General features: G+C 55.4%; 22 protein-coding genes. 14 read left to right on the top strand and 8 right to left on the bottom strand.

Features of this window, described 5'->3' with window-relative positions:
- Window positions 1-38: 38 nt before the first annotated feature.
- A complete protein-coding gene (locus FDK21_RS14310; RefSeq protein WP_114010085.1) occupies window positions 39-731 on the bottom strand; it encodes a GntR family transcriptional regulator in 693 nt (230 codons plus the stop codon).
- Between the two features lie 158 nt (window positions 732-889).
- Between FDK21_RS14310 and uxaC the strand changes: the two genes are divergently transcribed.
- From uxaC to kduD, 10 genes are all read left to right on the top strand, one after another.
- Complete coding sequence (uxaC, locus tag FDK21_RS14305) at window positions 890-2,296, top strand: glucuronate isomerase (RefSeq protein WP_114010086.1); 1,407 nt, start codon at window positions 890-892, stop codon at window positions 2,294-2,296.
- Between the two features lie 29 nt (window positions 2,297-2,325).
- Entirely contained in the window at window positions 2,326-3,300 is a 975-nt protein-coding gene (locus tag FDK21_RS14300) for a TRAP transporter substrate-binding protein (RefSeq protein ID WP_114010087.1), read from the top strand.
- 177 nt (window positions 3,301-3,477) lie between these two features.
- Window positions 3,478-3,987 (top strand): TRAP transporter small permease, encoded by a 510-nt coding sequence (locus tag FDK21_RS14295; RefSeq protein ID WP_210238787.1) that lies wholly within the window; start codon window positions 3,478-3,480, stop codon window positions 3,985-3,987.
- A gap of 4 nt (window positions 3,988-3,991) precedes the next feature.
- Entirely contained in the window at window positions 3,992-5,272 is a 1,281-nt protein-coding gene (locus tag FDK21_RS14290) for a TRAP transporter large permease (RefSeq protein ID WP_114010088.1), read from the top strand.
- A gap of 111 nt (window positions 5,273-5,383) precedes the next feature.
- Window positions 5,384-5,701 carry a cupin domain-containing protein gene (locus FDK21_RS14285; RefSeq protein ID WP_114010089.1) on the top strand — a complete coding sequence of 106 codons (318 nt, stop codon included), beginning with the start codon at window positions 5,384-5,386 and terminating at the stop codon, window positions 5,699-5,701.
- A 24-nt stretch (window positions 5,702-5,725) separates the two neighbouring features.
- On the top strand, window positions 5,726-6,550 hold the full coding sequence (gene kduI / locus FDK21_RS14280) for a 5-dehydro-4-deoxy-D-glucuronate isomerase (RefSeq protein WP_138149295.1): 825 nt from the start codon (window positions 5,726-5,728) through the stop codon (window positions 6,548-6,550).
- A 90-nt stretch (window positions 6,551-6,640) separates the two neighbouring features.
- Window positions 6,641-7,822, top strand: a complete 1,182-nt coding sequence (gene uxuA / locus FDK21_RS14275; protein ID WP_138149293.1) for a mannonate dehydratase — start codon at window positions 6,641-6,643, stop codon at window positions 7,820-7,822.
- Complete coding sequence (locus FDK21_RS14270; protein ID WP_138149291.1) at window positions 7,822-9,360, top strand: altronate dehydratase family protein; 1,539 nt, start codon at window positions 7,822-7,824, stop codon at window positions 9,358-9,360. Before uxuA ends, FDK21_RS14270 begins: the two co-directional genes overlap by 1 nt.
- A gap of 55 nt (window positions 9,361-9,415) precedes the next feature.
- On the top strand, window positions 9,416-10,888 hold the full coding sequence (locus FDK21_RS14265; RefSeq protein ID WP_138149289.1) for a tagaturonate reductase: 1,473 nt from the start codon (window positions 9,416-9,418) through the stop codon (window positions 10,886-10,888).
- Between the two features lie 15 nt (window positions 10,889-10,903).
- The gene (kduD, locus tag FDK21_RS14260) at window positions 10,904-11,662 is read left to right on the top strand and encodes a 2-dehydro-3-deoxy-D-gluconate 5-dehydrogenase KduD (RefSeq protein ID WP_138149287.1); all 759 of its coding nucleotides are present in this window, start codon (window positions 10,904-10,906) and stop codon (window positions 11,660-11,662) included.
- An 80-nt stretch (window positions 11,663-11,742) separates the two neighbouring features.
- Here the strand turns inward: kduD and FDK21_RS14255 are convergent, their stop codons facing one another.
- Window positions 11,743-12,780, bottom strand: coding sequence for a LacI family DNA-binding transcriptional regulator (locus FDK21_RS14255; RefSeq protein WP_171022097.1), 1,038 nt, complete (start codon window positions 12,778-12,780; stop codon window positions 11,743-11,745).
- Window positions 12,781-13,065: 285 nt separating this feature from the next.
- Between FDK21_RS14255 and FDK21_RS14250 the strand changes: the two genes are divergently transcribed.
- The 4 genes from FDK21_RS14250 (at window position 13,066) to FDK21_RS14235 (ending at window position 16,856) form a co-directional block, all read left to right on the top strand.
- Window positions 13,066-13,881 (top strand): TIM barrel protein, encoded by an 816-nt coding sequence (locus FDK21_RS14250; protein WP_114010447.1) that lies wholly within the window; start codon window positions 13,066-13,068, stop codon window positions 13,879-13,881.
- A gap of 360 nt (window positions 13,882-14,241) precedes the next feature.
- Window positions 14,242-15,228 carry an inositol 2-dehydrogenase gene (iolG, locus tag FDK21_RS14245; protein ID WP_171022096.1) on the top strand — a complete coding sequence of 329 codons (987 nt, stop codon included), beginning with the start codon at window positions 14,242-14,244 and terminating at the stop codon, window positions 15,226-15,228.
- A gap of 514 nt (window positions 15,229-15,742) precedes the next feature.
- Complete coding sequence (locus tag FDK21_RS14240; protein ID WP_138149283.1) at window positions 15,743-16,633, top strand: DUF559 domain-containing protein; 891 nt, start codon at window positions 15,743-15,745, stop codon at window positions 16,631-16,633.
- Window positions 16,634-16,640: 7 nt separating this feature from the next.
- Window positions 16,641-16,856, top strand: a complete 216-nt coding sequence (locus tag FDK21_RS14235) for a hypothetical protein (RefSeq protein ID WP_138149281.1) — start codon at window positions 16,641-16,643, stop codon at window positions 16,854-16,856.
- Window positions 16,857-17,054: 198 nt separating this feature from the next.
- Here FDK21_RS14235 and FDK21_RS14230 read toward each other — a convergent pair whose 3' ends face one another.
- The 6 genes from FDK21_RS14230 to FDK21_RS14205 form a co-directional block, all read right to left on the bottom strand.
- Window positions 17,055-17,249, bottom strand: a complete 195-nt coding sequence (locus FDK21_RS14230) for a hypothetical protein (RefSeq protein WP_138149279.1) — start codon at window positions 17,247-17,249, stop codon at window positions 17,055-17,057.
- Between the two features lie 139 nt (window positions 17,250-17,388).
- Window positions 17,389-18,414 (bottom strand): ABC transporter permease, encoded by a 1,026-nt coding sequence (locus tag FDK21_RS14225; RefSeq protein WP_114010097.1) that lies wholly within the window; start codon window positions 18,412-18,414, stop codon window positions 17,389-17,391.
- 19 nt (window positions 18,415-18,433) lie between these two features.
- Window positions 18,434-19,963 (bottom strand): sugar ABC transporter ATP-binding protein, encoded by a 1,530-nt coding sequence (locus FDK21_RS14220; RefSeq protein ID WP_138149277.1) that lies wholly within the window; start codon window positions 19,961-19,963, stop codon window positions 18,434-18,436.
- Between the two features lie 84 nt (window positions 19,964-20,047).
- Window positions 20,048-20,986 (bottom strand): substrate-binding domain-containing protein, encoded by a 939-nt coding sequence (locus FDK21_RS14215; protein ID WP_114010099.1) that lies wholly within the window; start codon window positions 20,984-20,986, stop codon window positions 20,048-20,050.
- Between the two features lie 965 nt (window positions 20,987-21,951).
- Window positions 21,952-23,085: a Gfo/Idh/MocA family oxidoreductase gene (locus FDK21_RS14210; RefSeq protein WP_138149274.1), complete on the bottom strand. Its 1,134-nt coding sequence runs from the start codon at window positions 23,083-23,085 to the stop codon at window positions 21,952-21,954.
- 81 nt (window positions 23,086-23,166) lie between these two features.
- Complete coding sequence (locus FDK21_RS14205) at window positions 23,167-24,057, bottom strand: TIM barrel protein (RefSeq protein ID WP_138149272.1); 891 nt, start codon at window positions 24,055-24,057, stop codon at window positions 23,167-23,169.
- Window positions 24,058-24,069 lie beyond the last annotated feature (12 nt).

Raw genomic sequence — 24,069 nt, 5'->3', positions numbered from 1 at the left:
AACCGGAAGCATCTGCCCTGAAGGGCCATTCGTCAAACCTATTCGACAAAGAAATCCGGAAATTCCTCCCGCACATTCTTCAGCAGCTCGAAGATTTCCGACAGATGCTGGTCCATCTGCCGCGAAGCCTCCGACTTGTCACGATTCTTCAGCGCTTCGAGTATGCGAACATGGGCCTGAAAGGCATTGTCGAGATTGAGCGGCAAGGACCGATAGCGCACCCGATCCATGTGCGCCTTGTGTTCCTTGATCAGGTCCCACGCAAATCCAACACCGGAGCGGTTGTAAATTTCTTTGTGAAAGTCTTCATCAAGAGTGTGAAAAAGGTCGGAATCATGATCTTGCACAGCCTTGCGCTGCGTTTCGATATGATCGGAGAAGTAGTCCAAGTCCTCTTCACTCAACTTCTCGCAGGCCACCTTGATGGCTTTTGATTCGAGCGCGCAGCGAATGAAACGCGCTTGCAGAACGGCATTTTCCGATATGAAGGAAATCCGCGATGCAACCTGAGGACGAACATCCAGAAATCCCATTCGAGACAGTCTGAAAAAGACCTGTCGAACCGGTTGTCTTGAGATTCCAAAGGCTTTCGCGACATCCGCCTCGGACATCTTGGTGCCCGGCTTGAGGTCAAGCGACAGGATCTGGCGCTGCAATTCATCAAACACCCGGTCCGCAATCGCGGTACGGTTGAGAGAGATTGGCGCGGCTTGCAGGGGATCGTTCGGCATTTCACACTCCATTTGAAGCCATACTAGTGTCAGCGGACTTTACAAACAAGTATAACTGGGATATTAGGATCCTAGCAATAGAATACTAGGATCCCAGATTTTGGTAGCATGGCCTGTCTGAAGCTGCTATCTTCTATGAGGACAACCCGGAGGAAGCGATGCGCAAGCTCAACAATGATCGTTTGTTTCCATTGGACAAAGAGACCAGATCGATGGCTCGGGCGCTCTATAGCAGCGTCAAGTCTCTGCCGATCATCAGTCCGCATGGTCACACGGACCCGCGTTGGTTTGCCGAAAACGAAGCTTTCCCCAACCCTGCCCAGCTGTTCATAACACCCGATCACTATGTCTTCCGCATGCTTGGCTCGCAGGGGGTCTCGATGGAAGATCTGGGCGTGCCGCGTATAGATGGTGGCTGGACCGAAACGGACGGACGCAAGATTTGGCGCCTCTTTGCCAAGCACGCTTATTTACTGCGGGCAACGCCATCGAAACTATGGTTGAGCCACGCCTTCGAAAATGTCTTTGGCTGGACCAACTGGATCAACGAAGACAATGCAGATGCGGCCTATGATCATATCGCCGCCTGTCTGGAAAAACCGGAATTCCGTCCTCGCGCCCTGTTCGAGCGTTTCAATATCGAAGTGCTGTCGACAACCGAGTCTCCACTTGATGACCTCAAATGGCACCGTGCCATGCGTGACAGTGGCTGGCAGGGCAGGGTGGTGACTGCCTATCGACCCGATCCGGTGGTCGATCCCCACTTCAAGGGCTTCGTTGAGAATGTCGAAACCTTCGGGCAGTTGACCGGCGAAGACACCACCACATGGCAGGGCTATCTCAAGGCCCATCGGGTCCGCCGTGCCTATTTCAAGGAGTTCGGTGCAACATCGTCCGATCATGGACATTTGACGGCACGCACCGAAGACCTTACCACGGCAGAAGCCGAAGCTCTGTTCCAGAAAGCACTCAAAGGGGAATGTTCAGCGGAGGAGGCTGACATTTTCCGGGGCGCCATGCTGACCGAGATGGCCCGTATGAGCCTTGATGATGGGCTGGTATTGCAGATTCATCCTGGCAGCTATCGCAATCACAGCAATCCGGTTTTTGAAAAATTCGGGCTCGACAAGGGGTTCGATATTCCCACCCGCACCGACTATGTTCGGGCACTGAAGCCTTTGCTTGATGCGGTCGGGATGGAAAAGGCCCTTACGATCATTCTTTTCACCCTTGATGAGAGCGTTTATGCGCGTGAGCTGGCGCCGCTTGCCGGTGTGTATCCAGCCTTGCGGCTGGGGCCTGCTTGGTGGTTCCATGACAGCGCCGAAGGGATGCGGCGCTATCGCGAAATGACGACAGAAACCGCCGGCTTCTACAATACGGTCGGTTTCAATGATGACACACGGGCTTTCTGCTCCATTCCTGCGCGCCATGACGTTGCGCGCCGGGTGGATAGTGCATTCCTCGCCACATTGGTCGCTACGGGACGGCTAGATGAGGATGAGGCTTTCGAGGTCGCACACGACCTTGCTTATCGGCTTGCAAAGCAAGCTTACCGGCTCTGACGGGCCACTTTCTTGGAGGAACCAATATTATGCTCAAGTCTCTGTCTGCCGCACTCGTCGCCAGCGTCGCCATGGTTGCCACAGCATCCGCATGCGAAATCACGCTGAAGTCGTCCGACACCCATCCTGATGGCTACCCAACGGTTGAAGCCGTGAAATATATGGGTGAGTTGCTCAAGGAACGCACCGACGGCCGTATCTGCGTCGAAGTCTTCCATTCCGCTCAGTTGGGTGAAGAAAAAGACACCATCGAACAGACCAAATTCGGTGTGATTGATCTGAACCGCGTCTCCTTTGGCCCATTCAACAACATCGTTGAAGAATCCAAGGTTGTCTCTTTGCCATATATCTTCAAGGGCGTGGACCACATGCACCGCGTTGTTGACGGCGAAATCGGTGATCAGATCCTCGCAGCCTTTGAGCCACACGGCTATGTTGGTTTGACCTTCTATGATGGTGGCGCACGCAGCTTCTACAACAGCGTCAAGCCAATCAAATCCATGGATGACCTCAAAGGCATGAAAATCCGCGTCATGCAGTCAGACATCTTCGTTGACATGATGACCGCTCTTGGTGCCAATGCCACCCCAATGCCATATGGCGAGGTATATTCCTCCATCCAGACCGGCGTTATTGATGGTGCTGAAAATAACTGGCCATCCTACGAGTCTTCCGGTCACTTTGATGTTGCTGGCTACTACACCCTTGATCAGCACCTGATCGTGCCGGAAATTCTCGTTATGTCGAAAATCTCCTGGGACAAACTGTCCGCTGAAGATCAGGCTGTCGTTCGTCAGGCTGCCAAGGATTCCACTCCGAAAATGCGTGAATTGTGGGCCGCTCGCGAAAAAGCATCCGAAGAAAAAGTTATGGCTGCTGGCGTAAAAGTCGTTACCGACATTGACAAGGCACCATTTATGTCTGCCATGGATTCGGTTTACGAAAAACACGTTACCTCCGATAACCTGAAAGATCTGGTCAAGCGCATTCGTGCAACCGACTGATCCTGTTACCAAACGCAATGTCCGCGATTCTGCATCGCGGGCATTGCCGCCATCATTGATGTGAAGCGGCCGCTTGCTGATTTGGCGAGACCCCGAAAAGCCACTTCTTTGTCGGTGCCGGTGTCCCCGCATCCGGTGCTGTTTCCCATGGGTTCGGAGTGAAACGTGCAAGATTTCATGAAATCCGTCGCGAAGGTGATGAGGCCACTCTCTCAACTCTCGCTTTGGCTGGCCGGTGCCGGGTTGATCCTGATGACTGTTTTTGTCGCCGCTCAGGTGTTTGTCCGCTACGTCCTCAATGACTCTATCGTCTGGAGCGAGCCTGCAGCCGTCATTCTGATGGGCTGGTTCATTTTCCTTGGCGCCGCTGTCGGCATCCGCGAAGGCAATCACCTCAGCTTTGACGTGCTGGTGATGTTCATTCCCGAGAAAGCCAAGCTCATTTTCTACAGTCTGTCCGATCTGGTTGTCGTGGCCTTTGGGTTCGGCATGGCCTGGTATGGGGCACAATTGATGATTGCGGGTTGGCACATCAAGATCCCGTCTCTGGGCTTCAGCGATGCTGTCAATTTCATGCCACTGGTCGGTGGCGGAATATTGATGGTGATTTTCTCCATTGAGCGTCTGGCCCGCAGAGCCGCCGGATTGCCGACCGCCCGTTTCGGCGAAACCAGTATCGAGGATTGATGCAATGGAAGTCTGGGTTCTTTTTGGCACATTCTGTGTGCTGCTTCTCATCGGTACCCCTGTTGCCTTCTGCCTCGGGGTCGCCTCATTTGCCACCATTCTCTATCTCGGCATTCCGCCGGTGGTGGTGTTCCAACGGCTCAATTCCGGCGTGTCCGTGTTCGCGCTAATGGCCATTCCCTTCTTCATCTTTGCCGGTGAAATCATGGTTCGGGGTGATATTGCCCGAAGGCTGGTCGGACTGGCTGGCGGTATGGTTGGCCACTTAAAGGGTGGCCTTGGTCAGGTCAACATCATGGCATCTGTCATGTTCGGTGGCATTTCCGGTTCTGCTGCGGCCGACGCCACCGCCATCGGCGGCATCATGATCCCGCAGATGAAAGAGCGCGGCTATGATGTCAATTACGGTGTCAATGTTACCGTGCTTGCGGCGCTTATCGCCCTGATGCTGCCCCCATCCCACAACCTGATCATCTATTCCATTTCTGCAGGCGGCAAGATCTCCATCGCCGACCTTTTCACCGCTGGCATTTTGCCCGGTCTGTTGCTGGCTCTGGCTCTGATGGTTACCGCTTACTGGGTTGCCAGAAAGCGCAATTATCCCACCGAGCCTTTTGCTGGTTGGAAGGCCCTTGGCTGGATGTTCATCAATGCCTTCCCTGGCATCATGTTGATCGTCATCATCTTTGGCGGTGTCCGGTCCGGTATCTTCACCGCCTCTGAAAGCTCCTGCATTGCAGCGGTTTATGCGGTTCTCGTCACCACGCTGGCCTATCGCACCATGAAGTGGAATGAGTTCGTCGCGGCCACCAATGCAGCGGTGCGGACCACGGCGATGGTGTTGCTGGTGATCGGCTGTGCAGCCGCCTTCGGCTGGCTGTTGGCCTTCCTGCGCATTCCGGCTCAGCTGGTTGAAACCCTGCGCACCCTGTCGGACAATCCGCTGGTCATCCTGCTGCTGATCAACCTGCTGCTTCTGATGCTCGGCACCTTCATGGATATGTCGCCGCTGATCGTCATCACCACGCCGATCTTCCTGCCAGTGGCCACGGCCTTCGGCGTTGATCCGGTGCATTTCGGTGTGATCCTCATTCTCAATCTTGGCATCGGTCTGTGCACACCGCCTGTTGGCACCGTGCTGTTTGTCGGATGTGCCGTCGGCAAGATTCCGGTCTGGGAAGTCATCAGAACCATTTGGCCCTTCTACTTCGCGGCCTTCGCGGTTCTGATGATGGTCACCTATATTCCGGCTCTGTCGCTCTGGTTGCCAAGCATGTTCCACTAACCTCGTCCGCGGCCTTGGTGCCGCGGATCTTGGACCCGAAATCCCAGCCACCGGGCGGTCAACCATTCGCCCGGTTCGGCACTCTTATGCAAAATGAACCCGGAGTATTCCATGCATATCCAGTCCTTTCCCGAGGTTGATGCAGACAAGCCCGTCAGTCGTCAGGTGCTGGCAGACAGCCCGGAATTGATGGTGGTGGTCTTCCGCTTCAAGGAAGTCGGAGCCGAAGGGGCGCTGCATTCCCATCCCCATGTCCAATCGACCTTTGTCGAGGCGGGTCGTTTCCGTTTCACAATCGACGGGGACGTTCTTGAAGTCGGTCCGGGAGATAGTTTCGTCATTCCCTCCCTCGCGGAACATGGCTGCGTTTGTCTTGAGCCGGGCACGCTCATCGACAGTTTCACGCCGCGACGGGCCGACTTCCTTTAATTCTTCAACGCTGAGGAGCATATGATGCTGACTGTAAGAACCGTCCACGCCGTGGACCCAGAAGCCGCCAAGGCTTATGACACCCAGAAGCTCAGAGATCGTTTCCTGGCCGAAGGCATGTTCAAGGAAGGCGAGATCCGCCTGACTTATACGCACTATGACCGGATGCTTGTCGGTGCTGCAGTGCCGAATGGCGGCGATCTGCTGCTTGATGAAGTCAAGGAATGTGGCACCAAGTCGGTCCTTGATCGCCGCGAAATGGCTGTGGTCAATATCGGGGATGCGGGCAGCGTGGCTTGCGGCGGTGAAACATATGCTATGGATCACGGCGATGTGCTCTATCTCTCCAAAGGCCTCGGTGCAATCACATTCTCCGGCATGGGCCGCTTTTACATTGCCTCCGCACCAGCGCATAAGGTCTTCCCGGCGCGCCTGATCAAGCTCGAAGAAGCCGCAAGCGTCAATATGGGTGCCGCAGAGACTGCGAACGAGCGCACCATTTACCAGTTTGTCCATCCAACCGTTATGGAAAGCTGCCAGCTTGTGCTCGGCTATACCAAATTCCACGGTGGCTCGGTCTGGAACACCATGCCTGCCCACCGCCATGATCGCCGCATGGAAGCCTATTGCTATTTCGACATGGACGAGAAGACCCGTGTCTTCCATTTCATGGGCGAGCCAGACCAGACCCGCCACCTTGTGGTGAAAAATGAAGAAGCCATCTTCTCCCCGCCATGGTCGATCCATTGCGGCGCGGGCACCGGCAGCTACACCTTCATTTGGGCGATGGCTGGCGACAATGTCGACTATACAGACATGGATTTCATTGCCATGGAAGACCTGCGCTAAAGCGTCAGGCTAAAGGGGCCTGAGGCGCACTGCGCCTTTGGCCTGCGGCTTTAACAACCCCAAGAGATGAAGCCAATCGGGAGGACCATCATGTTAGAAGGCTGGCGCTGGTACGGACCCTATGATCGTATTTCTCTGCCTGAGATTGCCCAAACCGGGGCGCGGGAAATCATCACTGCCCTGCATGAGGTGCCCTATGGCGAGGTATGGCCACAGGCGCGGATCGCTGAAATTCGCAGCACCATAGAACAGGCTGGCTTCAACTGGCCGGTGGTTGAAAGCCTGCCAATCCATGAGCGGATCAAACGTGGTGAGGGTGATCTGACCACGCTTTTTGCCAACTATCGCCAGTCCATGGCCAATCTGGCAGCCGAAGGCGTCAAGGTCATTTGCTACAATTTCATGCCGTTGCTCGACTGGACCCGCACCGACCTCAAAGCCCCCGTGGCCCGTGGTGGCTCTTGCCTGCGCTTCTCCGCCGAGAAAATGGCCGCTCTCGAAATTCATATGTTAAAGCGCAAAGGCGCCGAAGCCGACTATTGCCAAGAGGCGCAGGACAAAGCCAAGGTCTGGTTCCAGGCCGCCAGTGAAGCCGACAGGGAAGAGCTGATGCAGTCGGTCATGGCCGGTTTGCCCGGCGCCTATGATCGCTATGACATTGAAGGCTTGCGTGCTGGACTGGCGCTCTATGATGGCATTTCTCGAGACGATCTGCGGACCAATTACAAGCGGTTTTTGGATGAAGTCATCCCGGCAGCAGAAGAGTTGGGCTTGTCCTTTGCGGTCCATCCCGATGATCCGCCGCGCGATATTTTGGGTCTGCCGCGCATTGTTTCGACCGCAGCCGACATCGAATGGGTGCTCGCGGCGCATGACAGCCCAGCCAATGGTCTGACGCTGTGCTCTGGCTCGCTTGGTGCCCATCCGGACAATGATGTGCCAGCCATCGCCAAAGCTTTTGCCGACAAGATCCATTTCGTCCATTTGCGCAATGTCCGCAAATTTGCCGACGGGTCTTTTGAAGAAGCCGCCCATCTGGAGGGCGATACCAATATGGCCGCGCTCGTGACAGTTTTGTTGGCCGAGCAGGAGCGGCGACAGGCTGAGGGGCGTGCTGATGCCGACATCGTCTTCCGCCCTGACCATGGCCATGAATTGCTCGATGATGCTGCAAAGCAGACCCATCCCGGCTATCCGCTGGTGGGCCGCCTGCGCGGTCTGGCAGAACTGCGCGGACTGATGGCTGGCATCCATTTCAGCAGGACCAACTGATGACCAAAGCGACCCCGATCATCCTCAATCCGTCCGACACCATCGCCATCCTGCCAAGCGGGGCGCGTGCGGGTGACGATCCGTTGCAGCTCGGCGCGCCATTGTCCGTCAATATCATGCCCGGTCACAAGATCGCCCGCGTGGCTCATAAGTCAGGGGACGCGATCTTGAAATTTGGCGAGAAGATCGGGGTGGCAACTGAAGACATCACCCCCGGTGCCCATGTCCATTCGCACAATTGCGCCTTTTCCGACCATGACCAATCTTACCAGATCGGGTGCGATCTGGATACTGCGCGGGCGGCAGTCCCCAAAGTCAGCCCGCGCAGTTTTATGGGTTACAAGCGCCGCAACGGGCAGGTGGGGACACGCAACTTCATTGCCCTGTGCGCCACGGTCAATTGCTCAGCCACCGTCATCCGTCAGGCCGCCGCTGAACTCAATGCGTCGGGTATTTTGGAGCAATATGCCCATGTCGATGGGGTGGTGGGCCTGACCCACAGCACCGGCTGCGGCATGAGCAGCATGCGAGACTTTGGCCTCCTCGAGCGAGTGCTCTGGGGCTATGCCACCCATCCCAATGTCGGCGCGACCATTTTTGTCGGCTTGGGCTGCGAAATGATGCAGGTCGCCCGGATGAAAGAGATCTTTCAGGCCGAAGGGCAAAAGACCAATCTTGATCATTTTCACAGTCTGGCCATTCAGGAAGTCGGCGGCACCCGCAAGACCATCGAGGCCATCAAGGCCAAGGTGCTGGACCTGTTGCCAGAGGTGGACAAAGCCCGCCGCGAGCCATGCCCGGCTTCGGCCCTCAAAATCGCTTTGCAATGCGGTGGCTCCGACGGCTTTTCCGGCATCACCGCCAATCCGGCTCTGGGCAAGACCGCCGATCTGCTGGCCGGTCTTGGGGCGACGGCCATTCTGTCCGAGACGCCGGAGATTTACGGCGCTGAACAGCTTTTGCTGCGCCGGGCCGCCAGCCAAGAGGTGGCCGACAAGCTGATCGCCCAGATCAAATGGTGGGAGCATTATGTCGAGATTAACAATGGCAGCCTAGACAACAATCCAAGCCCCGGCAACAAGGCCGGTGGCCTGACCACCATTTTGGAAAAATCCCTTGGTGCAACTGCCAAGTCCGGCTCAACGCCCCTGACCGCGGTCTATGATTATGGCGAGCAGGTCACCGAACCGGGCTTTGTCTATATGGACACGCCCGGCTATGACCCGGTCTGCGCCACCGGCCAGATTGCGGGCGGGGCCCATATGGTGGTCTTCACCACCGGGCGTGGCTCGGCCTTTGGCTCCAAACCGGCGCCAACCATCAAAGTCGCCACCAATGATCGTCTGTTCGAAGCCATGCCCGACGATATGGACATCAATTGCGGTGACATCCTCAGCGCGGGCATCTCGCTCGACGCCAAGGGTGCGGAGATCCTCGATTTGATCCTCGCAGTGGCCTCGGGCGAGCCAACCAAATCCGAATTGCTGGGGCTGGGGGACCATGAATTCATCCCTTGGCAGGTCGGCGCGGTGATGTGATCCGCCCCCTCTCTCTCGACCCAACTTCTGAACGAACTGTAAGAGGCCCAATGCCATGCAACGCATCAATCAAAGCCAGCTAGAAGGCAGACCCCGCCCGAGCGAACGGGTGATCCAGTTTGGCGAAGGCAACTTCCTGCGTGCCTTCATGGATTGGAAAATTGACCGGATGAATGAAGCCACGGGCAGCGACTATGGCATTGTTGTGGTGCGCCCCATCGATGGCGGCATCCCACACAGCCTCAATGACAGCGATGGAGTCTATACGGTTCTGTCTCGCGGGGTCGGAAGCGATGGCAAAGCGGTCAGCGAAAGTCGCGCCATTGCCGCAGTCCGGCGCGAATTGTCAGCGGTCGCCGACTGGAACGACGTGCTGGCCTTGGCCCACAATCCGGACATTTCTGTGGTCATTTCCAACACCACCGAAGCAGGCATCACCTACAGCCCCGATTGCCAGCGCGACGATGCGCCGCCAGCGACCTTTCCGGCCAAGGTGACGCGCTTGTTGCTGGAACGCTTTGACACGCTTGGCGGCAGCGAAGCGCCGGGCTTTCAGTTTCTGCCATGCGAGCTGATCGACCATAATGCCGATGAGCTAAAACGCTGCGTGCTGGCCTATGCCGATCAATGGCAGCTGGGGGCGGATTTTATCGACTGGGTCCACAGCGCCAATGCCTTTTACAACACGTTGGTCGACCGCATCGTGCCGGGCTTTCCGCGCGACGAGATCAACGAGATAGAAGAATCCCTCGGCTACCGCGATCCTTTGCTGGTCACTGCCGAGTTGTTCCATTTCCTCGTCATCGAACAGCGCGAAGGCCAGCCGGACCTCAAAATTCCGATGGCAGAAGCCGACGAAGGCACCATCATCGTGCCCAATGCCGATGGCTATAAAGAGCGCAAGGTGGCGATCCTCAACGGGGCCCATACCGGCCTTTGCCCGCTCGCTTTGCTTGGCAACAGCCTCGCCGTGCGCGAAACCATGCAAAGTGCCTCGGCCAAGGCCTTTCTGTGCGCGATGCTGGAGACGGAAATCCTGCCCTATCTGTCATTGCCTCGCGACGAGTTGGAAGCCTTCAGCGCAGAGGTTCTGCGGCGGTTCGAAAATCCTTTCATTCTGCATCGCTGGCACGATATTTCGCTGAATGGTATTGCCAAATTCCACACCCGCAATTTGCCCCGTTTCAAGGCCTGCTGGCACGATCAAGGCACGCCGCCGCGCCTGATGAGCCTGTCGCTCGCTGCTTGGCTGATTTTTTATCAAAGCGACTTTGCTGGCAGCGAAACTCTGCCACCACGCGATGATCAAGAGGTCATCGATCACTTTGATGTCTTTAAGAAAATTGGCGAACAGGATGGTCGCAAGGCGATGATCCGCGCTTATCTGACAGAGGAAAGCTTCTGGGGCGAAAGCCTCGCATCCGACGATCTCGTCGCCAAGGTCACCGAGGCCCATGCCTTCTTGACCAATCATCCCTTTACGCTCGACCGTCTGGACGCTTGGTCGACCTCCAACCCTTCCGCCTAAACAGGAGCCAAATGCATGCAGAACTTTATGGATCTATCCGGTAAAATTGCCATTGTAACTGGTTGTGACACGGGTCTTGGCCAAGGCATGGCCGTTGGTCTGGCAAAAGCCGGCTGTGACATTGCCGGAGTGAACATCGTTGAACCATCTGAAACAAAGGACATGATCGAGGGCTTGGGGCGCAAGTTCCTTGATATTCGCGCCAACCTGATGAAGACGGATGACATTCCATCCATCGTTGACAAGACGGTGTCGGAATATGGCCGTATCGACATTCTGGTCAACAATGCCGGGATCATTCGCCGTGAGGATGCGATCAATTTCTCCGAGGCAGACTGGGATGATGTGATGAACATCAACATCAAGTCGGTCTTCTTCCTCAGTCAGGCTGTCGCAAAGCAATTTGTTGCGCAGAATGAAGGTGGCAAAATCGTCAACATTGCCTCCATGCTGTCCTTCCAAGGCGGAATCCGGGTGCCTTCCTACACTGCATCCAAAAGCGCCGTTATGGGCGTCACCCGTCTGTTGGCCAACGAATGGGCAAAGCATGGCATCAATGTCAATGCCATCGCACCGGGCTATATGGCGACCAACAACACTGCGGCCTTGCGGGCAGACGAAGCGCGCAACGCCGAAATTCTCGGTCGCATCCCCGCAGGTCGCTGGGGCTTGCCGAGCGATCTTGAAGGCCCAGTTGTCTTTCTTTCGTCTGAAGCCTCCAGCTATATCAATGGCTACACCATCGCGGTGGATGGCGGCTGGTTGGCACGCTAATCCCCATTGTTTGATAAGGGGAAACGGCCATTGACTGCCCCTGTAAAGATGGCTGTTTTCTCTGCAATGATCCGGCAAGGTCAAATGTTGAACTTGCACTTAATGACGGGCTTGAGCAGTTGGTGGCTGGGTGTCTTATCTGGTGTCTGAGCCTCTTCATGCGCATGATGTGTCTTCAAGCGACACTTTGCACGCAGCAGCTCGGCCTCCAGATCATGGGTGATGACAAAATCCATCGCGTCGCTTTCGAGCAGTTGGCGCGATGTGTCATTCAACTCATGGCCGACAAACAACACCTCCTCGCGCAAGCCCGCTTCGTGCAAGGCGCGGGCAATGCCTGCATTGCCGCCCGCCATATTATAGACAGCGACTGGCGGATCATCCCGTCTCAATGCCTCTCGCAACAGATGATAGGAGCTTTCCGAATTGTCCGTGGCATTCAACAACTCAACCACCGACAGGTCCGGATAGGCACTGCGCAAAAGACGGCGAAATCCCAGCTCGCGTTCCTCCTGACAGCGATAGGGTGCGCTGACCAGCATCAGAACGTCGCCCTGAGGCTGCCTGCCATAGCGACCGATCAGATGGGCGGCACACAGGCCCGACGCCACCTGATCCATGCCCGCATAGCTGAGGCGGCGAGTATTCTGCTGATCGGTCGTCAGGCAAACCACGCCTTTGCCTTGCTCGGCAAGGGCCTCAATGGCGCGGGAGATCGCCGGATGCTCCCGGCTGACAATGATAATGCCATCCAATGTCTGGCCCCAATCCAGCACCTTGTCGGAAAAGGCCCCGGCATCGAACTGGTTGGTCAGGGTGGAGTGAAGCTGGATACAGATGCCTTTGTCCGTCTGATTGCTCTGATGCACCAGAGCCTTCAGTGTTCCGGTGAAGGAAGAGCCTGAATCAATCAGCATGCCAATGGACAAGGGGGCTTGTGTCTGCTGTCCCGTACTTGGCGAGCTATCAAGCGCCTTCAGCGCCTCTTCCACCTGCTGCGCCTTTGCGGCAGACACCCCGCCGCGATCATTCAACACTCGATCAACCGTCGCCGTTGAAACCCCCGCCAGACGGGCGATATCCGCTATCGATGGAGCCAATTTGCCAGCGCGTCTCATTTTCTTTCGATGCTCACTCAAATTTCCTTGTGAATTGGCTATATTTGACATCAAGTTTGATGGCTTTTCAATCAAGAATTTCGCCTGAATGCGCTATCAAGTGCTTCGGATGCGAGAACTGAAAAGATAAATCAATAAATATAATGCGTTATGCGCTAATAGATCAAAGGGATGCGGATGCTTTGCCTTGATTGACAGGGCTAGATGAGAAATTTATCGTTCCTATCAAATGATGAATTTGATGGCATTGCAATCAAGTCGTCACATCAATTTTGGAGGACTTCCCTGATGAGCATTCGCTTTTCGATCAATCACATGATCGCGCCCAACATGCCACTTGCCGACTTTTTCGCCTTTGTCAAAGCCCAGAATGTGGGACTGGTCGAAATCCGCAACGACATCGCCAATGACCCGATGGCTTTGGGCCTTGATCCGGCAGAAGTGAAGGATTTGGCGGCCCAAAATGGCGTGGAAATCTGCACCATCAACGCCCTGCAGCGCTTCAATGAATGGAATGATACCCGCGCGACTGAAGCCAAAGCATTGATCGATTATGCGGCCCAATGCGGGGCCAAGGGGCTGGTCATGTGCCCGGTCAACGACCATGATTATGGCAAGAGCGAACAGGAACTCGACGACACTCTGCGCCAGTCCCTGACTGCGCTGAAGCCAATGTATGAAGAGGCGGGCATCATCGGTCTGGTCGAGCCGCTCGGCTTCCCGCAATGCTCCCTGCGGCTGAAAGAAAAAGCCGTCGCCGCCATCCGTGACGTGGCAGGTGAGGGCGTCTTCCGCCTCGTGCATGACACCTTTCACCATCACCTCGCCGGTGAGCAGAGCTTCTTTGCCGACATGACCGGCCTTATTCACATTTCCGGTGTCGAAGATCCGGCCATTGCTGTTGCCGACATGCTCGATGATCACCGCATTCTGGTCGGTGAAGCGGACCGCCTCGACAATATTGGCCAGCTGAAACTGCTGCTTGCAACCGGCTATGACGGCCCGGTCTCGTTTGAGCCATTTGCCGCCGAAATTCACCAGCTCGACGATGTTGCCCCGCTGCTGAACCAGTCGATGGATTATATCAAAGCAGCCCTCTAAATCTGCTCCCAAACCAGTTCGGAGTGCTATCCCGGCGGGGGATCACGGCCCCGTCGGGATATTTTGCAAGGCTGTTTGCAATCGGTTTCAAAAATATGAGGAAAACTGACCTCATGTCGCCGGGCTGCGTGATCTGGTGATTAAAAATCCCAACGAGATAGGTTATCCTCAAAATGAAACAGAATATAGGAATGGTGAGGAGGAAATCCGCTTTTCACGCTTATTCAAGCCACGGCAGTCGGCTTTGCCTGTCTGTCGTGACCGGTTGCATCACCAGCCGCAAATGACACCTTTTTTGCCCCATAATTGCAGGGAAATCACCCCTCGGGGCCTCATTTTGTTAAGATAGGGAAATTGATCATGATCTCCATCGGACTGATCGGTGCCGGACGCATCGGCAAACTGCATGCAGCCAACATCGCGGCTTCCGCCAAAGCCAAACTTGCCTGCGTCGCCGACGCCATTCCGGCCGCCGCTGACGCCTTGGCTGCGGACTATGGCATTCCGGCGGTGACTGTCGAAGCCATGCTGGCAGACCCGTCTGTCGACGCCGTCTTTGTTTGCTCCTCCACCGACACCCATGCCGACTTCACCGAGCAGGCAGCGCTGGCTGGCAAGCATGTCTTCTGTGAAAAGCCCGTCGACACCTCCACCGACCGCATCCGTGCCTGCCTCGACACCGTCGAGAAAACCGGCAAGCAACTGATGATCGGCTTCAACCGCCGCTTCGACCCCAACTTTGCCAGCGTCCGCGCCCGCATCGCAGCCGGTGAAATTGGCGACGTCGAGCTGGTTCAGATCACCTCCCGCGACCCGTCCGCCCCACCGATTGACTATGTCAAACGCTCCGGCGGCCTGTTCCGCGACATGATGATCCACGATCTCGACATGGCCCGCTTCCTGCTGGGGGAAGAGCCTGTCTCCCTGTTCGCCCGCGGTTCCTGTCAGGTGGATGAAGAAATCGGCAAGGTCGGCGACGTTGACACCGCCGTGGCCGTGCTCGAAACCGCCAGCGGTAAAATTTGTCAGATCTCCAACTCCCGCCGCGCCACCTATGGCTATGACCAGCGCATCGAAGTCCATGGCTCCAAAGGCATGCTGAGCGCCGGCAACTGCCGCGCCACCACCGTGACCTTCGCCAACGCCGACGGCTATCAAGTCGACCCGGCCCTCGACTTCTTCCTCGAACGCTATGGTCAGGCGTTCGTCAACGAACTGAACAGCTTTGTTGATCTGTGCGAAGGCAAGGATGTCGCCGTCCCACTCGGCTATGACGGCCTGCGCGCCCAGCTCCTCGCCGACGCCGCCGACGCCTCCGTCCGAGACGGCCAGCTGAAACAGCTTTGAGTGATCGTGAAATCGTGAGGTGGAAAAAAGCCGGGAGCCTAGCGCTTCCGGCTTTTTTGTGGGTGGGGGCGTGCTGAATTGGTGGGTGAGGGGACGAAGGGCGTTTTGTTATTCCACAAAAGTGGGCTTTGCTGACATTTCGTAAAACTGGGATTATATGTTTTGTAGTGATGATTTGATCTACCTTGAGTTGCAGCGGGTTGTAGTTTTATGTTAAGCATCTTTGAACAAAGTGATCGGGCGCTGCTCACACTGAAATGAGTTTCATTGTTGTTTCGTATTTTGGCTTGATAATGAGACTTACTCAAAATTTGAAATTTAAAGATGGTGTATAAATCATATGAAGTATGAGTTCTGAGTTATTTTAATAGAAATATAATTCTAATTAATTGAACTAAATTACTTGTCGGGAAGTGATTTAAGGAATAGGGGCGTAAGGGTGTTGTCGCTGGCAGTATTAGGATTTCAAGTAACAATCATCGTGTCACTAGTTGCCGCTCGGGTTATTGGAGCTATGTTCAATAAACCGGATTGGATTTATTGGGTCGCTATCGGTTGGACGGCCTTCACCTTCGCTTTTGTGTTCGTTTCCCCGCTTCTTATTTTGCAACTCGTCGTAATTTGGGGTGTCACTGCGTGGATACGTCCTAAATACAAGAGTGCATGCAGCCCTTCAAATGAGCTGGATACGTTAACTTCAGATGATGAAGACTGGCAACGACATTTCCGACGCTGCTGCGAATCTCCGGCGGAGGTCGCCTTTCTTGACGCGATGGTCGCAGCCTTCAACCTGATGCCTGAAAAGGGCCGCTTGCGCGGCGAAGGGCTGACTTTGCAGATGCAGGTGCCGGTCTTGAATTACCGCCTCGACTTCCTGATCGATGACGGCCTCATCGTCGAAGTTGACGGCGCAAAATGGCATTCCACGCCCGAGGCCATCGAGCGTGATGCCGAACGCGACAAAGCGCTTGCAAGGGAAGGGTATGAAATCCTGCGCATCCCCGCAAAAGTCACACTCTACAATCCTGAAGATGCCATCAAGCAGGTTAGTTATGCGCGCTCAGCTTGGCTGGACCGTAAAGCGCAGGCGCGCTCCAGCCGCGCGCAAGGGTTGGATGGAACGTTTGCCAATCAGAAGTCGCTCACGCATGAGCCTAAATTCAGCACTCAGGGTCTCGTCGCCTCCTTGGAAAATGGTCTTGACCGTTGCTCCGATGGCATGAATAGGCTCAGCGAGCAGATGGAACAACCCACCGCGCGTATGCGGGAAAAGAACGAAGCAGACTGCAAGAGGATACAGCAGGAGGCCGAGGAAAAGAAGGCGCAGTTACAGGCCGAGGTGGACGCCATGGATCCTGAGGCCAGAATTATTTATGACAGATTGATGAAAGAGTGTGGAAAGTAACTTGCCCATGAAAGCGCTTAAATGGTTCTGGTTGATCGCCTTGATCACGATTGGCTTCAAGCTCTACAATTTGGCGTTGGCAGGTCCGGGCGGCTATGCTTCCGACCAAATGCAAGCCTTCGTTGGGATGGTTATGGTTTTCGCCCTGATCACCTGCATCATAATAATGGCTTGGGTCGTCAGACTGGCAAAAACAGCTTGCTCAGAGAAACTTGCGCGGTGACGAAAAGCCGACAACATCTGAATTTTGGCTGGCTCCCACCTTGCATAGTTCACCAGATGGCAAGGGAAAGTAGCGGGGGGCTGGACGTGCGCCGCAAGCGGCTCGAAGGTCCGCAATGGCCGCGATTTCCATGCATCTTTCTAACATTGCGAAAGACCCCACCATTTCCAATGTCCACCTTGGCCTCAACACTGCCACTCACTCCCCCTTAGCTTTCTCCGGGTCAAATGTCACGAACAACCGATAGGCGGCGTAAAATCCGGCGGCGAGGAAGATCATGGCGAAGCCGACGGAGTTGCCCATCAGTTCGAACAGGCCCCAGCCGATGCAGATTGTGACGACGATCAAGCGGACCCAGAGCGGGCGGAAGAAGGGGATGTCAAAATCGAACATGGGCATTCCTTTGCATCGCACGCCAGCCGGGTCTGACGCGGGCTTTGTCTGGCGTTAGTCTGATCATTGTTGCGGATAAAAAACAAGGGGCCGAAGCCCCTTGATAGTCTTGTGGTCTGTCTTGGGAGACTTGGGCGACCTATTTGGCAGTCTTGCCTTTTTTCTGGCGGTAGGTATCGATGACAACGGCACCGACAATGATCACACCCTTCATCATTTCCTGATAGTAGGCGTCAAGACGGAGGAACGTGAAGCCTGAAATGATGACACCGAAGATGACCATGCCGATGGCCGTGCCAATGATCGACCCGCGACCACCCGTCAGCGACGTGCCGCCGATCACCGCCATGGCGATGGCATCCAGCTCATACATCAGGCCCATGCCAGGCTGGGCGGTCTGACCACGAGCGGCCACCACGATGGCTGCCAGAGCGGACAGGGTGCCAGCGATCATGTAGATCTTGACCTTCTGGCGCTCCACATCGATACCGGAGACGCGGGCTGCGGTCTCGTTTGCCCCGATGGCATAGGTGAATTTGCCATAGCGGGTATATTTCATCAGCACGTGGAAGATGAGGGCGACGATCACGAAGATCACCACTGGCATCATGCCCGAGCCAATGAAGGCAAAGGAGTCGGTCGGGAAGGAAATCGGCGCGCCCTTGGTGAACCATTTGGCAAAGCCGCGGGCTGCCACCATCATGCCCAGCGTGGCAATGAAGGGCGGGATTTTGGTATAGGCAATCAGCCAGCCATTGATGAAGCCCGCACAGGCCCCCACAAACAGCCCGACAGCGACAGGAACCAAAACCGGCAGGTCAACCAGAGCCGGGAAGAGAACCCGATCCAGACCATAATCGGCGGTCTGGGCAAAGGACATGGACACCATCGCCACGGCCCCGACAAGGGAACCGGAGGAGAGGTCAATCCCGCCGGTGATGATGATCTGGGTGACGCCGACCGAGATGATGCCGATCACCGACACCTGCAGGATCATGATTTTCAGGCGCGCGACATTGCCAAGGAAGGATTGCCCCTGAAACATCCAGCCGAGCACTTCGAACAGAATGGCGATACCGAACAGGACCAGAAGAATATTGACCTCTGGAGCAAGTTTGCGGCCTTTGGGTGCGGCCTCTGCCGCTGTGACATCTGCGTTAGACATTGTGAATTTTCTCCCGGTCTTACTTCGCTGCCAGTTGCATGACGCTCACCTGATCGGCCTCGGACCGATCGAGGAAGCCACTCACGCAGCCTTCATGCATGACCATGATGCGGTCGGACATGCCCAGAACTTCAGGCAGTTCCGAAGAGATCATCAAGATGGCCACCCCCTGACCCGCAAGCTGGGTGATCAGGCGGTGAATTTCGGATTTCGCCCCGACATCGATACCGCGTGTCGGTTCATCAAGGATGAGGATTTTCGGATTGGTCAGAAGCCAGCGGGCGATCAGCAGTTTCTGCTGGTTGCCGCCTGATAGATTCTCGACGGTCTCCGCCAGACTAGGCGTCTTGATCCGCAGCTTCTCGACATATTCCTCGACCATCTGGGTGACCTTGCCCTGCTCGACAAAGCCGGTCTTGTTGACCATGCCCTGCGTGATCAGAGCCATCTGGATATTCTCCAGACAGTCAAGGATCAGAAAGCAGCCGCTTTCCTTGCGGTCTTCGGTCAGAAAGGCCAGACCATGCGCCGTGGCATCCGATGGCTTGGTGATGGTGACCTTTTCGCCATTGATCAGAATGTCACCTGAAGCGGCCGGTTTCACCCCGAAGATCGCTTCGGCAACCTCGGAGCGACCCGAGCCAACCAGCCCGGCAACACCCAAAATCTCGCCGCGACGCAGCTGGAAGCTGACATCCTTGAAGTGACGGCCGTTGCTTAGGTGCTTGACTTCCAGCGCAACGTCGCCAATCTCGCACTCGATTTTCGGGAACATGTCGGTGATTTCGCGCCCAACCATCATGCGAATGACGTCATCTTTGGTGACGTTGGAGGCGGGCTCAGTGCCGACATATTGGCCGTCGCGGAAGACAGTCAGCTCGTCTGCGATTTCAAACAGCTCGTCCATCTTGTGGGTGATATAGACGATACCAACCCCCTTCGCCCTCAGGTCGCGAATGATCGTGAAGAGGCGCTCCACTTCGCTTTCCGTGATTGCGGATGTTGGCTCGTCCATGATTAGAACGTCTGATTTGTAGGACACGGCTTTGGAAATCTCGATCATCTGCTTCTGGGCGACCGTCAGGTCTCCGACCATGGCTTTCGGGTCGAGATTGAGATTGAGCTCATCAAACAGGGCCTGTGTCTGCTTGTTCATCTGATCATGATCGATCAGGCCCAGCGCGTTTTTCGGTTCGCGTCGGATCCAGACATTTTCTGCCACCGTCATCGTGTTCATCAGGTTGAGTTCCTGGTGAATCATTGCGATGCCGGAATTGAGGGCGTCGATCGGGGTCTTGATATCCAGCTGCTTGCCGGCAAACCGGACTTCGCCTTTGTCTGGATTGTAGATCCCGGCGATGATCTTCATGAGGGTCGATTTACCGGCTCCATTTTCGCCCATCAATGCGTGTACGGAACCGGGGCGGATCCTGAGTTGGACATCATCAAGGGCTACGACCCCTGGAAATTCCTTGCGCACATTGTCGACTTCGAGAATGTATTCGCCGGTATAGGTATTGCGCGCTGAACCCGCGCTTTCATCAAGCATGGTTTTCCTCCCTTGCTTGCGCTGAAAGGCAACATTTGCTTGCGAGGGCAGGGTGCCGCCCTCGCAGTGATCAGATCAGAATGATCAGTTGGTCTTGGCGAATTCGGCCAGATTTTCCGGCGTGATCAATTCGAATGGAATATAGTTGACTGCTTCAGCTTTTTCGCCACGTGCGAACTTCAGAGCAGCTTCAACAGCACCAGCGCCCTGACCTTTGGCATTCTGGAACACGGTATGGTCGATTTCACCCGTTTCGATCATGGCTTTGGCATCGATCGTGCCGTCCACGCCAGCAATCACGACTTTGTCGAAGTCAGCACCAGCATTTTTCAAGGCCTGAGCTGCACCAACGGCCATTTCGTCGTTGTTGGACATCACGCCATCAATTTTCAAGCCAGCGGACAGCCAGTTGGTGACAAGGTCGGTACCAAGGGTACGCTGCCACATGCCGGTCTGTTTCTCGACCACCTTGATGAAGTTGCAATCGTCTTTGGCGAACACATCTTCCACACCTTTGGTGCGCAGACGCGCAGCCTGGTTGGACAGATCACCCATCAGAACCACGACCTGCGCTTCGGTTTTGCCCATTTTCTTGAACAGGTCACAAGCATGCTGACCCTGCAGGTTGCCTGCCTGAATTTCAAGAGAACCGACATAGGCCTGTTTCTCTGGCAGTTTCTTGAGGTTGACAGGCTCGCGGTTGACGTAGATCAGCGGAATGCCAGCATCTGCAGCCAGTTTGGACATCGGGATAGTGGCGTCGGTGTCAACCGGGTTGACGATGATCGCATCCACGCCGGAAGCCACAAAGTTCTGAATCTGGTTGAGCTGTTTGCCAACTTCGTTCTGCGCGTCTTCGAGCTGAAGATCTGCACCCATTTCCTCGCCTTTGGCGATCATGGCGTTGCGCAGAACAGTCAAGAAGTTATCATCGAATGCAGCCATGGTGACGCCGATATTTTCGGCCATCGCAGACGAGGACAACAACGTGCCAACAACTGCTGCCATAACAAACTTTTTCATCTCAATTTCCTCCGTTTGAAAAAGCCGAAATGCAAGAATTCCTGCTTTTGCATGCCGCCCCAAAACAGCCAAGTCTGCGGAACGACGAAATAATGTATTCGGGCAAATGGGGAAGAAAAAACGACACACGCTTGAACCGATAATCTGCCCGACTGCACTCCCAGTCAGGCGCGTTGGCGTGTTTGTACAGGCCCTCCCAAGTTGCCTGATCGATGCCCGGACAATAGCTCCTCTTTTGTCCGACCTCGCTCTGCAACTGTATCAATATTGCAATCGGTTGCAACAGAAATTTTCAAAAAAATTTATTTCAGGAAAAGCTGACCAAATCTCTCGCCGGGGAAAGTTCCAAAAGCCCGTGCAAAATCATCATTCTTCCGGCAATCGTCAAGCTGGTCCTTTTTCGTCGCAAAGGCTGTTGATGGTTTACCCATCAGGCCAAGAAATTTCTGTCTGAATGTTGGGAAATGGGAACTCTAGACTGAGCAATCCAATCTGCTCTCAGCCCGAAAGGGCCCTGCGAGTCTGTCTTGATTGACGATAGGTGAATAATCTATTTTGTTTCATCTAATCAACAACATCTAGGGATTTTGCCCAAGGGTGCGGTTGCCAGGCGATGCCGCGCTGGTATCAAAGTCATGCTGACCGGTGCAGGTGGATTGAAATTTTCATAAATGAAATTTCTATTTCGTTGATTGCGTTGGCTTTTTTCCGAGCAAGCTTGTTGTGGGCTGATTAGTCAGCTGTGTCTGTCAAAGCTTGATCGGAGATCTCGCTGAAACCGACTTATCTGCCCGGTGGGTAGGCCCCATGCTGGGGTGAGATGATGATTTTATGATCCGAAATTGGCAAGCGGAACGACGATCAATTGAAAACCGATTTCAATATTGTATGCAAGTGTCTGATAGGGTCGCTTTGGTGCGATCTCCCCCGCAACAGGGTGCGGGGGAGGTGGCATGATAGTCCGATTAACGGAACATCGGAGGACGGGCATCCAGCCAAACGCCGTCTTGCTTGGCGGATTGAACGGCATAATGCACCGCCGCCATAGAGCGGGCGCCTGCTTCAGCGGTTGGTAGGGACGGTCTTGCTTCGCCCCGAATGGCATCGGCGATGTCGCAATAGATGTTGGCAACGGCCAGAGGGAATCCTTCCGGATGGGCGATTGCCACACGCGACAGGCGAGTCGCCTCATCATGCAGACCGCCTTCGCCCTTCTCGATGATTTCGGTGCGACCGCCAACCTTGGTGTAAAGCAGCTGGTTTGGCTGCTCGGAGAACCATTTCAGGCCACCGGTTTCACCGAAAATCTGGATGGTGAAGCCATGTTGACGGCCAATCGCCACCGACGAAGTCCAGAGGCGGCCAACGGTTCCTTTGCTCATCCGGAAATTGATCATCGCATCATCTTCCAGCTCGCGGCTTTCGATGCAGGAGGCAAAATCAGCAGAGAGCTTTTCAACCTCATCATTGCAAATGAAGCTGGCCATATTCAGCGCATGAATGCCGCAATCAGCAAATTGCCCGGATACGCCCGCCAAAGCCGGATCATACCGCCAACGTACCCGCGGATTGTCGGCGTCCGTTGCGTCGCCATGATGGCCGTGGCTGAATTCGGTGACCACCAGACGCACCTTGCCGATTTCGCCATTGGCCACCATGGCGCGGGCCTGTCGGACCATCGGATAGGCGGTGTAGCAATAATTGACGGCGCAAATCTTGCCGCTCTTCTCAGCTAGGCGAACAATTTCCTCGCCTTCTTCCACGCTCACCGTCATGGGTTTTTCGCACAGTACATGAAAGCCTGCTTCGAGAAAGGCCTTGGTGATTTCGAAATGGGTCGAGTTGGGGGTGGCAATCGTCACCAGATCAATCCGGTCCGCGCGATTGCGTTCCCCTTCAAGCATTTCCTTCCAGTCGCCATAGGCCCGGTCAGCAGCAACGCCAAGGCGCTGGGCATAGGCGCGGCCTTCTTCCGGGCGATGATCGAGCGCACCGGCGGTCAGTTCAAACTGCCCGTCAGCCAGAGCGCCAAGGCGATGTGCCGGGCCAATCTGGCTGCCTTCGCCGCCACCAATCATGCCCCATTTGAGTTTTGCCATGTGATTTCCTCCAGGAATGGGGACGTGCCCCAATCGATCAAGTTGGCCCAAACACTCCCGTCGCTTGGGCAATCGGATGGCTTATTGAAAGCCGATGGATTCGAGATATTCGCGGTTCTTGCGTGCGTCGCCGACCGGATCCGGGTCGAGATTGGGGTCGCAATCCTGCTCGATGGTGCACCAGCCTTCAAAGCCTGCCTCGATTAACAGGTCGCGCACGGCTGGGAAGTCGACTTCCCCTTCGCTCAAATTGCAGAAAATGCCCTGACCACAGGCATCATAAAAGCCCGTGCGGTTGGCAATCGCGTCCGCCTTCACCTTGGCGTCGGTCGATTTGAAATGGACATAGGTGATGCGATCCATATGTCGCTTCATGAAGGCGACTGGATCAAAGCCCGCATAGGTGCAATGGCCGGTGTCGATGCAGAGTTTGAGCAAATCCGCATCCACTTCCGTCAATATACGCTCCACTTCCGGCTCAAAGTCCATGAAGCCGCCCGCATGGGGGTGCAATACCGGGATCAGACCATGATCCAGCCCCATTTTGGCGATCTCGACGATCCGGCTTTTGAACCCTTCCCATTCCGTGTCTGACATCTGCACCGCTTCCGATGGACGACCGGCGGTCGGGGCGCGGGCTTCCGCAATGGAATCGATCAAAACCAGATGCTTGGCCCCATGGGCCACCAAGGCTTCGCAGGTGCGTTTGGACGCATCAACCACCTCGTCCCATTTGCTGGCATCATGGAAGGGGCGGAAAATCACCCCACCAATCAGCTCTAGACCAGTCTTATCCAATTCAGCCTTGAGGATCGCCGGATCCTCAGGCATGAAGCCAATCGGCCCCAGCTCAATCCCTTTATAGCCTGCATCCGCACAGTCTTTCAGCACGCTCTGCCATGTCGGATTGCGCGGATCGCCCGCAAATTCCACACCCCACGAGCAGGGGGCATTGCCTATTTTTATCGCCATGATAATGGTCCT

Source organism: Cohaesibacter sp. CAU 1516 (genome assembly GCF_005771485.1).
Lineage (GTDB): Bacteria > Pseudomonadota > Alphaproteobacteria > Rhizobiales > Cohaesibacteraceae > Cohaesibacter > Cohaesibacter intestini.
This window is presented reverse-complemented; position numbering and strand designations above follow the sequence as displayed.

What these genes read in the sequence shown, in the direction of transcription:
- kduI (WP_138149295.1), top strand. Translation starts at nt 5,726, where the DNA reads ATGCTGACTGTAAGAACCGTCCACGCCGTGGACCCAGAAGCCGCCAAG.
- kduD (WP_138149287.1), top strand. Translation starts at nt 10,904, where the DNA reads ATGCAGAACTTTATGGATCTATCCGGTAAAATTGCCATTGTAACTGGT.
- FDK21_RS14210 (WP_138149274.1), bottom strand. Translation starts at nt 23,085, where the DNA reads ATGGCAAAACTCAAATGGGGCATGATTGGTGGCGGCGAAGGCAGCCAG.
- FDK21_RS14270 (WP_138149291.1), top strand. Translation starts at nt 7,822, where the DNA reads ATGACCAAAGCGACCCCGATCATCCTCAATCCGTCCGACACCATCGCC.
- FDK21_RS14225 (WP_114010097.1), bottom strand. Translation starts at nt 18,414, where the DNA reads ATGTCTAACGCAGATGTCACAGCGGCAGAGGCCGCACCCAAAGGCCGC.
- FDK21_RS14290 (WP_114010088.1), top strand. Translation starts at nt 3,992, where the DNA reads ATGGAAGTCTGGGTTCTTTTTGGCACATTCTGTGTGCTGCTTCTCATC.
- FDK21_RS14240 (WP_138149283.1), top strand. Translation starts at nt 15,743, where the DNA reads ATGTTCAATAAACCGGATTGGATTTATTGGGTCGCTATCGGTTGGACG.
- FDK21_RS14300 (WP_114010087.1), top strand. Translation starts at nt 2,326, where the DNA reads ATGCTCAAGTCTCTGTCTGCCGCACTCGTCGCCAGCGTCGCCATGGTT.
- FDK21_RS14265 (WP_138149289.1), top strand. Translation starts at nt 9,416, where the DNA reads ATGCAACGCATCAATCAAAGCCAGCTAGAAGGCAGACCCCGCCCGAGC.
- uxaC (WP_114010086.1), top strand. Translation starts at nt 890, where the DNA reads ATGCGCAAGCTCAACAATGATCGTTTGTTTCCATTGGACAAAGAGACC.
- FDK21_RS14235 (WP_138149281.1), top strand. Translation starts at nt 16,641, where the DNA reads ATGAAAGCGCTTAAATGGTTCTGGTTGATCGCCTTGATCACGATTGGC.
- iolG (WP_171022096.1), top strand. Translation starts at nt 14,242, where the DNA reads ATGATCTCCATCGGACTGATCGGTGCCGGACGCATCGGCAAACTGCAT.
- FDK21_RS14220 (WP_138149277.1), bottom strand. Translation starts at nt 19,963, where the DNA reads ATGCTTGATGAAAGCGCGGGTTCAGCGCGCAATACCTATACCGGCGAA.
- FDK21_RS14215 (WP_114010099.1), bottom strand. Translation starts at nt 20,986, where the DNA reads ATGAAAAAGTTTGTTATGGCAGCAGTTGTTGGCACGTTGTTGTCCTCG.
- FDK21_RS14295 (WP_210238787.1), top strand. Translation starts at nt 3,478, where the DNA reads ATGAAATCCGTCGCGAAGGTGATGAGGCCACTCTCTCAACTCTCGCTT.
- FDK21_RS14255 (WP_171022097.1), bottom strand. Translation starts at nt 12,780, where the DNA reads ATGAGACGCGCTGGCAAATTGGCTCCATCGATAGCGGATATCGCCCGT.
- FDK21_RS14230 (WP_138149279.1), bottom strand. Translation starts at nt 17,249, where the DNA reads ATGTTCGATTTTGACATCCCCTTCTTCCGCCCGCTCTGGGTCCGCTTG.
- uxuA (WP_138149293.1), top strand. Translation starts at nt 6,641, where the DNA reads ATGTTAGAAGGCTGGCGCTGGTACGGACCCTATGATCGTATTTCTCTG.
- FDK21_RS14285 (WP_114010089.1), top strand. Translation starts at nt 5,384, where the DNA reads ATGCATATCCAGTCCTTTCCCGAGGTTGATGCAGACAAGCCCGTCAGT.
- FDK21_RS14310 (WP_114010085.1), bottom strand. Translation starts at nt 731, where the DNA reads ATGCCGAACGATCCCCTGCAAGCCGCGCCAATCTCTCTCAACCGTACC.
- FDK21_RS14205 (WP_138149272.1), bottom strand. Translation starts at nt 24,057, where the DNA reads ATGGCGATAAAAATAGGCAATGCCCCCTGCTCGTGGGGTGTGGAATTT.